Origin of the sequence: Streptomyces aurantiacus (assembly GCF_001418335.1) — a bacterium.
GTDB lineage: Bacteria > Actinomycetota > Actinomycetes > Streptomycetales > Streptomycetaceae > Streptomyces > Streptomyces aurantiacus.
In genome coordinates this window covers 1-12,428 of sequence record NZ_LIPP01000340.1, presented here as the reverse complement: position 1 = coordinate 12,428, position 12,428 = coordinate 1, and the positions used below count along the sequence as shown (strand labels likewise).

At 68.7% G+C, this 12,428-nt stretch carries 9 protein-coding genes; 3 read left to right on the top strand and 6 right to left on the bottom strand.

Features of this window, described 5'->3' with window-relative positions; genetic code table 11:
- Positions 1–502 precede the first annotated feature (502 nt).
- Both AOK01_RS34220 and AOK01_RS34215 read left to right on the top strand, forming a co-directional pair.
- Complete coding sequence (locus AOK01_RS34220; protein WP_055518598.1) at positions 503–1,756, top strand: hypothetical protein; 1,254 nt, start codon at positions 503–505, stop codon at positions 1,754–1,756.
- Positions 1,753–4,434: a DEAD/DEAH box helicase gene (locus AOK01_RS34215; RefSeq protein ID WP_079103992.1), complete on the top strand. Its 2,682-nt coding sequence runs from the start codon at positions 1,753–1,755 to the stop codon at positions 4,432–4,434. The genes AOK01_RS34220 and AOK01_RS34215 overlap by 4 nt, the downstream gene beginning before the upstream one ends.
- A 146-nt stretch (positions 4,435–4,580) precedes the next feature.
- On the opposite strand, the gene AOK01_RS34210 is transcribed toward AOK01_RS34215, so the two are convergent.
- From AOK01_RS34210 to tap, 4 genes are all read right to left on the bottom strand, one after another.
- Positions 4,581–5,519, bottom strand: a complete 939-nt coding sequence (locus AOK01_RS34210; RefSeq protein WP_055518595.1) for a Shedu anti-phage system protein SduA domain-containing protein — start codon at positions 5,517–5,519, stop codon at positions 4,581–4,583.
- 564 nt (positions 5,520–6,083) lie between these two features.
- Entirely contained in the window at positions 6,084–6,797 is a 714-nt protein-coding gene (locus AOK01_RS34205) for a TIGR02391 family protein (protein WP_245702538.1), read from the bottom strand.
- A gap of 115 nt (positions 6,798–6,912) precedes the next feature.
- Positions 6,913–7,470: a telomere-protecting terminal protein Tpg gene (gene tpg / locus AOK01_RS34200; protein WP_055518593.1), complete on the bottom strand. Its 558-nt coding sequence runs from the start codon at positions 7,468–7,470 to the stop codon at positions 6,913–6,915.
- Positions 7,471–7,476: 6 nt separating this feature from the next.
- Positions 7,477–9,699, bottom strand: a complete 2,223-nt coding sequence (tap, locus tag AOK01_RS34195; protein ID WP_055518591.1) for a telomere-associated protein Tap — start codon at positions 9,697–9,699, stop codon at positions 7,477–7,479.
- Positions 9,700–9,970: 271 nt separating this feature from the next.
- Here tap and tpg (AOK01_RS34190) point away from each other — a divergent pair, with 271 nt between their 5' ends.
- Positions 9,971–10,525 carry a telomere-protecting terminal protein Tpg gene (gene tpg, locus AOK01_RS34190; RefSeq protein ID WP_055518589.1) on the top strand — a complete coding sequence of 185 codons (555 nt, stop codon included), beginning with the start codon at positions 9,971–9,973 and terminating at the stop codon, positions 10,523–10,525.
- Between the two features lie 19 nt (positions 10,526–10,544).
- Here tpg (AOK01_RS34190) and AOK01_RS34185 read toward each other — a convergent pair whose 3' ends face one another.
- Entirely contained in the window at positions 10,545–11,642 is a 1,098-nt protein-coding gene (locus AOK01_RS34185; protein ID WP_245702536.1) for a hypothetical protein, read from the bottom strand.
- On the bottom strand, positions 11,639–12,382 hold the full coding sequence (locus tag AOK01_RS34180) for an AAA family ATPase (RefSeq protein ID WP_055518586.1): 744 nt from the start codon (positions 12,380–12,382) through the stop codon (positions 11,639–11,641). Before AOK01_RS34180 ends, AOK01_RS34185 begins: the two co-directional genes overlap by 4 nt.
- Positions 12,383–12,428: the final 46 nt, after the last annotated feature.

The following is a 12,428-nucleotide window of genomic DNA, read 5'->3' as shown; positions in this document are numbered from 1 at the left end:
GTACCACATCGCTGCGCGATGTGCAAGGGAGGCGGTCGCTGCGCTCCCGCTGCCCACGCGATGCGTGGGCAGATCCCTGCGCTGCGCTTCGGGATCTAGTGGGGCCGGCCGCTGCGCGGCATGGCGGGCCGCGCGGTGCGCGCCCTCGGTTGAGGGGGTGTCTGGTGCGGCTATTTGGGTGTGTGGTTGGGGAGTTGAGAGTCCTGCGGACTCCTCGGCGGGTCCGCTGCGCTCCCCCGCCTGACGGTCCTTCCGGCTGCGCCTCCAGAACCTTGAGGCCCGCTGACGCGGGCTAGCTGGCTACGAGGGGTGGGGGTCGCTCGTTCGTGTGGATTCCAGTGTAGTGGGTGCATCAGGTTGATGCACCATGTACCGTTGGCGGAAACACGGGACACCCCCCAACCACTTGGGGCGGGGCGCGGGAAGCGAGGACTCATTGAATTCGCTGGGCTTCGAAAGGCGCTTTGAGGCGCGGAAGGAAATTCACCGTGAGGTTACCGGAATGACGGTGGAGCAGATTCACGAACTCTGGGTCGCCGCTGGCGGCCTGGAGAACCGAGAAGACCAGCCCCAGCCGCTCAGCACGGGGGACCGGCTGGCAGCGGTCCGGCGCAACGAGCTGAAGCGCATCTGGAACCTGATGACCGAGGACGGGTGGCAGGCCTACTCCCCTGTAAGCGACCCAGACGTACACCGCTGGCACCAGGCGCAGCAGGAGCGCGAGAGCGGTGAGGCCGCGGGGCCGGACCCGGAGCTGGTCCGCTACCGGATCGTGGCGCAGCGGACCGATCCGGAGCACCCGGGCGCGTCCGTGCTGACGAACTACGCTTACGGGCGGTCGGTAGGGGACGCGGTCGCCAAGGTGCGCAAGGCGCTGGAGAAGCCGGGCGGTCTGTACGGGGACCAGGGCCTGTACCGCGTGGTGGAGGTGGTGGAGGAGAGCCCGGACAGTGAGCTCCGGCAGCAGGAGGAAACCCGTCGGCGGTACCTCACCACCATCCTGGAGAACGCCACCGCCACCGTGCGAGGCCGTGAGCTGGAGGACCCGGACGCGGAGCTGGTCAGCCGCCTGGACGACTTCTTCACCCGCGCCGTGGTCTTCCCCGATGCGCACACCCCCGGCGTGCACCCCCGGCCCCACCAGGCCACGTTCGGCTGGACCAGCGAGCACCCCTACATCGAGCACGCCAGTGACCCCGGCCGCGCCCTGGCCCTGTTCCTCCTGGCCTACCTGGACCACTACGGCCTGAACCTGGAGGCGTCCGTCCGTACCGGGGACCGTCCCGATGCGCAGCCGGTGAGCGGGGGCCGGCCTTCGGCCCGTGACGCGGAGGGAGGCGAGGCGCCGGCGGAACTTGTCGAGCGCGTCCTCGCCGTGTGCGGGCAGCACTACGCGGCCGTGACCGGCACCAGCTCCGACCAGTGGGACCAGGAGTCGGACCGGGAAGTCGTGGGCATCGCCCTGCGGACCGTTCGCATGGCGGAGCGGGACGCTTACCCGCAGACCCTGGAGACGTACCTGCACGAGCGCAGGGCCCGGCTGGAGCGGCTGTGGCAGCACTACGGGCCCGACGGCATGTTCGCGGGCGAGGTCGTGCTGATCGACCTACCGGCCTGCTTCGTGCTGTGCGAGAGAATCGACCACACCCCGCTCTGGCTCGAAGGGATCTGGGCGCGGGAGGGCCAGGAAGAGACCGCGCTGGAAAGGCTGCAGAGCGCCTGGCTGTACGACACGGCGGAAAAGGACGGACGATGAGCAGGATTCCGCTCAAGAAACACCAGGTCGCCCAGAAGTCGGCCTTTCGTAGGTGGGTCGGATTCCCTGCAAGATCATCTGTGCCCCCGCAGGGTGCCCGTGGCACGATCGTGTCAGCGACCGGATCCGGCAAAACGATCATGGCTGCCGCGAGCGCGCTGGAGTGCTTCCCCGAGGGCCGGATCCTCGTGACCGTGCCGACCCTGGACCTGCTCGTGCAGACCGCCCAGGCGTGGCGGGCGGTCGGGCACCGCTCCCCCATGGTCGCGGTGTGCTCGCTGGAGAACGACCCCGTGCTGAACGAACTCGGGGTGCGCACCACCACCAACCCGATCCAGCTCGCCTTGTGGGCCGGACACGGACCGGTCGTCGTGTTCGCCACGTACGCCTCACTCGTGGACCGCGAGGACATCGACGACCCGACGGGCCAACGGAAAGTTCGCGGGCCACTGGAGGCCGCTCTGGCTGGCGGAGAGCGCCTGTACGGCCAGCGCATGGACGGTTTTTCGCTCGCCATCATCGACGAAGCCCACTCAACCGCAGGCGATCTTGGCAGGCCATGGGCGGCGATCCACGACAACGCCCGCATCCCGGCGGACTTCCGGCTCTACCTGACCGCGACCCCGCGCATCCTCGCCGCGCCCCGGCCGCAGAAGGGCGCGGACGGCCAGGAGCTGGAGATCGCGAGCATGGCCGACGACCCGGACGGCACCTTCGGCGCCTGGCTGCCCGGGGCGGAGCTCGGGCTCTCGGAGGCCATCGAGCGCGAAATCCTTGCGGGGTTCGAGATCGACGTCCTGGAGATCCGCGACCCATCCCCCGTCCTGGGGGAGTCGGAGGAGGCGCAGCGAGGCCGGCGCCTGGCCCTCCTGCAGACCGCGCTCCTGGAGCACGCGGCGGCCTACAACCTGCGCACGACCATGACTTTCCATCAGAAGGTGGAGGAGGCGGCGGCGTTCGCGGAGGCCCTGCCGAGGACCGCTGCCGAGCTGTACGTCACCGACACCGATGACGAGACCATGGTCAAGGCGGAGAAGGAGCTGCCCGCGTCGTCGATCGATGCGGAGTTCTACGGCCTGGAGGCCGGCCGCCACGTCCCGCCGGACCGGGTGTGGGCGGCGTGGCTGTGCGGCGACCACACGGTGGCCGAACGACGGGAGGCGCTGCGGCAGTTCGCCAACGGCATCGACGCCAACAACCGGCGCGTACACCGGGCGTTCCTCGCCTCCGTGCGGGTCCTCGGAGAAGGTGTCGACATCACGGGCGACCGCGGGGTGGAGGCGATCTGCTTCGCCGACACCCGCGGCTCCCAGGTCGAGATCGTCCAGAACATCGGCCGCGCGCTCCGGCTCAACAAGGACGGCACCACGAAGATCGCCCGCATCATCGTGCCGATCTTCCTGGAGCCCGGCGAGGACCCCACCGACATGGTCGCCAGCGCCTCGTTCCGCCCCCTTGTCGCGATCCTCCAAGGACTCCGCAGTCATGATGAACGACTCGTTGAGCAGCTCGCCTCCCGCGCCCTCAGCCGGGGCAGGGAGCAGCGCAAGGCCCACGTGCAGCGGGATGAGGAAGGCCGGATCGTCGGCACCGGCGGGGAGGGAGACGGCGAGGACCAGGAGCACGACGACACCCAGGCCGCCGCCGAATCAGCCCTGCTCCACTTCAGCACTCCCCGCGACGCAGCGACCATCGCCGCGTTCCTACGCACCCGCGTCTACCGGCCGGACAGCCTCGTCTGGTTGGAGGGCTACCAAGCCCTCATCCGATGGCGGGCAGAGAACGAGATCACCGGGCTCTACGCCGTTCCCTACGACGTAGAGGTCGAAGTCGGGGTCACGAAGGCATTTCCGCTTGGACGATGGGTCCACCAACAGCGGAAATCCCTGAGGGCCGGGGAGCTGGAGCCGCGGCGCAAGGAACTCCTGGACGCCCCCGAGGCCGGGATGGTGTGGGAACCCGGCGAGGAAGCCTGGGAGACCAAGCTCGCCGCGCTGCGGTCATACCGGCGGGCCACCGGGCACCTGGCCCCGCGTCAGGACCAGGTGTGGGGCGAAGGCGACGCGATGGTGCCCATCGGGCAGCATGCCGCCAATCTCAGGCGGAAGGGCGGCCTCGGGAAGGACCCGGAGCGGGCGGCAGAACGCGCGCAGCAGCTGACGGCGATCGACTCCGACTGGAACTGCCCGTGGCCGCTGGACTGGCAACGCCACTACCGCATCCTCGCCGACCTCGTCGACGCCGACGGCACCCTCCCCGACATCGCACCCGGCGTACTCATGGACGGCGACGACATCGGACGATGGCTGGAGCGGCAGACCCAGCCGGGCAACTGGGCACAGCTGTCGGCCGAGCAGCAGGAACGGCTGTCCCAGCTGGGCGTACAGCCACTTGAGGCCCCGGCTCCCGCCCCGGCGGCCACGCATACGACGAAGGGCCCGAGCAAGGCGGAACAGGCGTTCCAGCGGGGCCTGGCGGCCCTCACCCAGTGGGTCGAACGGGAAGGTGCCCACCGGCCTGTACCGCGCGGCCACGCTGAAGAGATCACGGTCGACGGCGAGACCGAGCCGGTAGTCGTCAAGCTGGGCGTATGGATCTCCAACACCAAGACCCGCCGCGACAAGCTCGCACAGGAGCAGCGGGCCGCTCTGACCGAGCTGGGAGTGGAGTGGGCGTGAAAGTCGGCGGTCGGCTGACAAGAGGCCGGGGCGTCGTCACCTTGCCGCTATGGCGTTTAGGGGAATGTTGAACCGGTCTGGCACGCAGATCAGGGGCGGACGTTTCCCCTCTCCGGCCTCACCAGCGCCCACGTGCGAAGAAAGAGCTAGGCAGTCAACTGACTCGGCTGGCCCTCGGCATTCTCATCGATAGCGGTGACGTGACTTAGCAGCGCGTGACATTGGGAAAGCAGCTGGTCATAGGTCATGACGGTGATCCCGTGCATCCTGCTGTTGAGCCCGTGCAGAGCGCGCAGTTGCGTCTCCTCCCAGGTGTGTGACCGCCCGATGATGACGACGGCACGCGGGTGGTAGGCGACGATGTCGGGCCGCGCAGGTTGCAGACCGAACTCCGCAGCGCGATGCAAGGTATCGAGGTAGCGGTGACACTGCCCGATCGCCTTCGCGGTATGCGATGACCAATACCAGTTCTGGTGCGTGTCGTCGTACAAGATCACGTCCTTGTCCGGGCGCTTCAGCTCGTACACATCACGCAACCCGCTGGCGGTGGACTTCATCAAAAGATCGACGTGGTCGCCGATCCCGATGACTCGTTGGTCGTCGCGAGCAACATATGCGTTGCCGAAGGCCCAGGAATGGCGCTCACACCAGTCCTGGTAAACGTCCTCTCGATTGCGCCCCTCCGCAAGATGCTCTTGCAGTTCGGTGACGGCGGCTCTCAGCTCACCGATCCTGACGGCAGCTGAAAATGCTTTGGCCAAGGTCTCGGGGCTCACCTGGTGGGCGAGTTGAGCAGCGAACCGGCGGTTTTCCAGGGCACTGCCGATCGCGCCGACGGCGTCATCAGAGGCGTCCAGTTGCGCTCCGAACCCATCCGTTCGTAGCACGAGGTACTGACCATCATCGTCTTGCTCAGATACGGATAGCGCTTGGGCGATGTGGCTCTTGAGCATGTACAGGTCCTCCGACTTGAGCGTCATCTCACACTGCTCGCCAGTCCGCTTGTCTGTGTGGACAAGCTTCATGGACAGCTCAGTCGATGAGTTCCTGTGGGGGATGAAGAAGGGGATGGCCTCGATCAACACATGAGTCGTATCCCTGACTACCAGTCGGCTCCCGTACGAGAGTGCTCCCGACGCAGCAGGACGCCGATCAAAGAAAGTGGGCTCATTCCCATCCATACCGACATGTTGGGCCACTGCATCACTCTGTGTCCCAACTTTCCCGAAAGTAGATCACTTATTCGATTCATGGAGCATGGCTCCCGGACCGTGCCTGGGCTGACTCCACAACCGCCCGTGGAACTACGGGAGTCGGCATCAAGCTGGGCGATGGAGTCGCTCTACAGCGGTCCACCGTCTACGGGGCGGCTTCCTGCTCAGAAACTTTGTGGCTGGGTGCTCCGTGGTCGTGACAACGTTCGTCGGCTTACCGCAGTGCCAACAGGGGTGGGGCTGGGAGGACCAGTGCGAGCTGCGGCCCCAGTCGAGAAGGCCCGCGGCGCTGTCAGGCACCGCTGTAGTACGTGGGGCAGGCGGCGCGGGAATGATCACGCCGGAAGCATCGAACCGTCGACCGTGGTCGAAGACCTCCTGCGGCAGTGCTCTGTGTACGGTTTCCTGTCCATACCGGCAGATCCGCTCCAGCTCTCAAGTGGCGCGCTCCACCGTGCACTGTTCGATCCAGCGGGCGAGGACGCTCAGGGTCGCCAGGTGCTCCAACGCTTCCTGTTCGGTCCAGGTCACCTCATCCTCGTGAGCGGCCACGTTCTGCAGGGCGAGGAAGGCGCCGGCCGCGAGGTACTTGGCGCCTTCCTGGCGGGCGCGCCAGGTAGGCGTGTTGCGGTCGCCGTCGAACCGCAGGCGCGATTTCCCTGCGACGGGGTCCTTCATATCGAAGGCCTGCATGCACAAGTCCGTCTCGACGATGTCGTGGCGCCCCAGCTTCTGCTGGAGTCGGCGGTTCACGGTGCGGGCAGCAGCCAGGACGGCATCCTGCCGGGCCTCTGCACCCCACAGTGGGGCGGCCGACTCCCACACCCAGGGGTGGAATTGGTCGGCGGGCAGAGTGGGCGCATCCGGTACGAGCCGGGCGGCCCATTCGTCCATGTCGGCCAGAATGCCCAGACCCCGATGAACCTCATCGCGGGCCATGTCTTCGCCCGCCATCTGATCCAGGTTGATCTTCTCGGCAAGCTGAGGATCCAGGAGCCGCAGGATCTGCTTGACCGTGGGCTCTGCGCGGCGCAGCTGCTCATACAGCGCCGGATCACCCACGTAATCGCCCGGCCTCGTACTGCGCTCGTAACACAGAGCCAGATCGGCAAACGCCTCAAGCCGCTGTCGCATCCAGTCTCGATCCACGGCCGCATCCTAGGAGCGGAGTCTGACAACCCCGGCCTCACAGGCTCGGCAAAGCCAGGAGCAGCAGCAAGAGCCCGAACCCAGAAGGCGGTTCGGTCCCTTGCTGCTGGGAGATCTACAGGTCGAACTCGAGGTGCTCGATGTCCGTGAACCGGACCTCTTCCAGACTGCCGGCGCGGCGGCCGCCGTCCTGGAAGTAGACCTCCTTGAGTGCTTCGGCGGCGATCTCCTGGAGCTGCTGGTCGGTGGCCCCTTGCTCCTGGGCATCGAAGAGGCGGGCCGCGTACTGCGGTGGTAGGGCGATGGTCAGGTGCCGGATGCGGTCCTGGTCCGTGGAGCCGATCGGTGCGGTGTAGCCCATGCGGGCGCGGGTGTCGATGACGATGCCGCCGGTGGTCGCTGCCTTCTCGCGAGCCTTGGCCCGGATCTGCGGCTGCCACCGCTTCTTCACCTCGCGCTCCAGACGCACGGCGAGGTCCGGGCGCGGCTTCTTGATCTGGTCCTTCACGTACCGCTCGACGGTGCGCTGGGAGATCCGCAGCATCTGGGCGACCGCCTTGGTGCCCCCCATCTGCTTGACCAGGTACCGCATCTGCACGCCCGCGCTCTTGGGCGCCGGGCGGGTGAACGCCTTCTGCACCGCGGTGTCCAGGCCGTCCCCGAACATGCTCATCGCGGTCTACTCCCCGGTGTCCTGGTCGGTGACGGTGCCGTCTTTGATGTACCGGGCGAGGTTGAGGTCCGGGGCGTTGAACTGCTCGCGGACGCCCTCGCCCCACAGCACGCTCTGGGTGCCCTCCCACTTGACCAGTCCGGGGTTCACACCGAGCTTGAAGCCGCCGGGCAGGGGCTTGCCGTCCCGGTAGGGCAGGAAGTCCAGCGGCGACGGCCCGTCGGAGGCGTAGACGGCGCAGTCCGAGAGGACCGCGACCGGGTACTGCCCGGTGAAGGCGGCATGCTTGACGATCTTGCGGTGCATATTGATCCGGGTCCGGGAGATGACGGCGGCGCGGATGTCCGGGCGCCACGTCGGCCGGGCAAGAGCCCGCCACGGCTGCCCGGGCTTCCAGCCCTCCCCGCGCGGGCGCTCGCGCAGCTTGCCGATGCCGCCCTTCACCGTCGCCTTGACCGCGGACACCACGATCGCCAGTCCGGGATCGCGCTGCCGGTAGCCGTCCATCGCCTTCAGAAACTCCTCCGACGACAGGTCGGCGCCCACTCCGAGGTCGGCCATCGTGGCGAGGTACGCGTCGCGCAGCCGGGTGTACCAGCCGTCCAGGTAACGCCCGTTGTCGTAGCGCACCCACGCCTCGACCGGCGTGACGTCGTAGCCCAACTCGACCGCGTACGCAACGGTGGGCGTGGCGTACCACGCCGAGCCCTCGGGCCGTTCACCCTTCGGCGTGAACGGGCTCGGCAGCAGCGAGCCGTCCAGGTCCGCCCACTTGTCCTTAGCCATCTTCACCCTCGACAGATCGACATGGGACAGGTCGACCAGCCAGGAGCCGGGCAGTTTCACGTCGAAGACGGGGTTCTTGACGTGCGTCGGCGCGCCCAGGCCGACCGTGAGGCCGTTCGCGCCGGCGGCGAAGGCCATGTTCACATCGATACCCACCAGATGGGGGCGAAGGCATTCGGCGTCGGTGAGCGGGCGCGCCCAGTCGTACGCCTCCTCCACCAGGACCTCCGCCGGAGTGCGGTGGTGGAAGCGCGGCAGGTCGGCGAGCAGCGGGTGGCCGTCGGGAGCCTCGCACGGCGCGCAGTCCACCGGATCCTTCCCCAGCGAGCCGGGGTTGTGCTCGGAGTGCCGCTTACCCGTCTCATCGGGTTCGGAGGCGCGGGTCGGCGGATGCAGGGCTGTCATCAGCTCCAGGCCGGTGACAGCGGTGGAGCCGCGCGGCGTCATCACCCTGGCCGCATACGTGCCCAGCAGCCGGGCCAGGTCCGCCGGTGGCAGCTGCCCCGTGTTGGCCCAGTGCCGGGTGTCGAGCGCGTCCCACGACGGGATGCACAACTGCACGCACGCCCGCTCCGAACCCTGCGCGGGGCGGTAGATCCGCACCCACGGTCCGAAGCCGCGCTTCGTCAGCTGCCAGTTGGCGCGCGTCAACTGTTTGATGACCTTGTGGCCCTCCGGGATCCGCCCGGCCAGGCGCTCCTCTTTTGTGAGCGTGACCGGCAGGCCGTAGTGCTCCAGTGCAGCCTCCGTGAGTACGAGCAGCGGATCGCCGTCCTTGCCCGGCCCGGACAGCTTCGGTTGCCCGAGCCGCCCCTCGCTCAGCGTCCACTCCACCAAGGCCGGAATCGACTTCGCCGGTACGTCCAGGACCAGGCCGCCGACGCAGTACGCCAGCGCCTGGCCGTCTTCGACGTCGACGACCGCGAGCGGCCCGTTCTCGAACCGCGCATCGACACCACCGGCTGGGCTGCCGACGGGGGCGGCGTTACGCGCGGGCGGCCGACGCGACGCCGGCCTGGTCGTGGCCACCGGATGCAGCACAGCGGCGGGGCGCAGCGCAGTGTCCTCGGAAACAGGCTCCGGGATCTGGTCTGCGGTTGGTTCGGTGCGGGCTTTGGCCGGTTCAGCGACCGATGGCGCAGGAACGCCCGGGACGGCAGGCGTCTCGGAAACCGCCGTGCCCTCAGAAGACACCGGGGCGTTGGCGGGATAGAGCTGGGCGAGCTGCTTGAGCATGCGGGCGTAGGCATCGCGCTCCGGCGGCCGCGGCTCGGTCTTGCCGGCCTCCCAGCCACTGACCGTCGCGCGCCGCACCTGCAGTGCGGCGGCCACCTCATCCAGTGTCAGACCGTGCGCCTGGCGCAGCCGTTTGCGTTCCGCCGGGGGCGGCAGCGTGGAGCGGGACGAGACCAGCGCGTCGACCGCGTCGAACAGCTCGGACATACAGAACCTCCTGCCCCAGACCCTAGCGTGAAGCGCACCTTTCGCGTACCAAACACGTACGGATGGCGTAAATGACGGTTGGGGGTTCACGGTTGCTTCGGAAAGGGTGTTCTCGGGCTTGGGTTACTGCTGACTCTTTAGCCGAGGGCCGCAGCTGGTGTCCTGGCTATGCCTGAACTGGCCGGGGAGAGCGGCTTGATGTGAGAGATCTGGGAGAGCAGACGGCCGCCGTGCACCAGTCATCGCGGTGGAGAAGCGCTCGGGGGCGGGCATGGGTGAGATCGTCAAAGGGCTCGAGCGGGCGTTGCTGACCCGTCCGGTGCCTACGAAGGATGCCGCTGTGCGTTTCCTGCTCAGGGCGGAGAAGGGCTCCACGAAGAACGTGGCTGTCCTCCTGGGTATCTCCCAGCGCACGGTACAGAGGTGGGTCACCACCCGGCCGGGAATGCGTCGCCGTCCCAGTGCTGTGCATGCGGGGCTGATCGATGAGGCCGTCAGGGCACGGTGGCAGCCCCTGGTGCGCGCCCGCCTGCGGGCCCGCACCGAGTCCGACGGGTTTGTCTTCCACACCAGGGCGCGGTTCGGATTCGCCGCTCCGGCAGGCTCGTCGGACGATCCGCGGGTACGGCTGATCACCCAGTACCTGTCGGGAGAAGTGGCCCGCGAGCTGTTCGCCGCCCGGGATGCCAGCGGGGGCGAGCAGCAGCAGATGGTGATCCTCGCCCGTGCCCTGGGCCATGCCTACTTCCGGGACGGAGGCCGACGTGCTCACGGCCTCGGGATCGCCTTCACCGACGTGGAGTTCGCCGATTTCTCCATCGACTGACGTGCACCTGGCTCCGGGCTCAGGACGAGGGCGGGATCTGGTGCCGCGTCAGCATCGCGTCATAGCGTCGTGCTTCCTTCCGTTCGCGCCAGTCCCACTGGATACGGCCGGTGCTCTGGCCGGCGAACGGCTGGGGCGGCCGGAGCCGGGCTGCCTCCGCTACGCGCAACAGGTGGGTGCGGTCGTGAGGGCCGGCCAGCAGATGCTGGTCCTGGCCAGGAGCGAGCCGGGCGAAGCAGGCAGCGGCCCTCAGGAAGACACGCGCCCACGGCGGCACGCGGTGAGTGGCGCAGCCGTCGGTGTAGCGAGCGCGGTCATGCAAGGCCAGAGTGGCCGCGGCGTCGTCGTAGTCGCCAGGACGGGCGGTGGCGAGCTGCTGGAAGGAGACACCGGTGAAGAGCGCGGCAGCAAGGGCTGCGACCAGGCGGGGGTGGGCCGTCACGGTGGCCAGACGGCGGGCGACTTCCCGGACTGCCTGCTCGGTGAGGGGTGCGGGTGGCGGGCGGTGCCGGAAGGCGATCGCTGGCGGCGTGCACGGGGCGGTACATGGAGCGGGGCTGTCGTAGGAGACGAGGCGGTCCAGCACGGGCAGGGTGAGCCACCGGTTGGCCGACCGGGCGGGCTCGTCAACAAGCGGGGATACGGCGGCCGGTGTGCCGTAGTAGTGGCGGCGGGCGGCCTGGAAGTCGGCGGTGACGCAGTAGTCGGCCGTCTGCAGGGCCTGGTGCAGGGCGGCGGGCAGGTGGGGGCGGTGGCAGACCAGGGTCAGGTGGATGCCGGTGAGGGTGCGCAGTTGCAGGAGGCGCATCGTGCGGCGGGCGGTGAGGCGGTGGGCGCGCAGGACGGTCAGCCGGGTGACGGGCAGGGCCGTGATCCAGGCGGTGGCGGCTTCCCAGGCGGGCTGACGGCCGGCGGGAAAGCCGCCCGGGAGCAGGGGCGGTTTGCCCAGGGAGGCAAGAAGGTCGTGGGCGAGGCCGGTCTCGCTGGTGGTGCCCGGGCCCGGGTGCAGGGTGATCCGCCCGGAGGGCGGATGGTGGGCGGCCAGGGCGGTGTGCGTGTGGAGCACGTCGTCATAACGGTCGGTGACCACGGCGACGGACGGTGGCGTGGCGGTCATGCGAGGCGGCTGAAGGCCCAGCGCAGCAGTTCCCGGTCGGCCCGGGGCCGGCCGGTACGGGCGAGCCCGGTACGGGTGTGGGCGGTCAGCTGGGCCCAGGCGCGAAAATTTCCATGGGCGGCGTGGCTGTCGGCGAAGGCGATGTCGTCGGGGTCGGCGTCGGCCCACACCGGATGGAACAGTGGGATGACCTGCTGGACTTCGTCGGGGGTGAGGCGGGTGAAGTGCTGCCAGATGAAAATGCGGGAGGAGAGCATCGGTTCGCGGCGCAGCACGGTGTGGCATCCCTCGCCGCCGACGAAGATGATCGCGAGCTGGGTTGAGGGTTCGTCCCACAGGTAGCGGAAGTACTCGAACGCCTCGCCGTTGAGCCACTGGGCCTCGTCGACGAGGAAGGTGCGGGGGTGTTCGGCCAGGGCGTTCTTGAGCAGGCGGTCGAACTCGCTGGGGTGGCGGGGCGGTTCGCCGGGCAGGTCGAGGGCGGTGAACAGCTCGTAGCGCACGGCCCGGGCGGTGGGGCGGGCGCGGAAGGTGACCCGTCGGACGTCCTCTGCGGGTTCGAGTTCGCTCAGGCAGGTGTTGACCGCGAGCGTCTTGCCGTGGCCGGCGCCGCCGTGGATGCACATCATGGCGCGGGCGGCGACGGTGTCGGTGATGTTCTCCCGCGCGGTGAGCAGGGCCCGGGTGGTGACGACGGCCGCTTCGGGCAGGTCGACGTACTGGTAGGCGTCCTCGGTCATCAGGCCTCTCCTGCGGGTCGGGAGCCGGGCTCCGGCGCAACGTCCG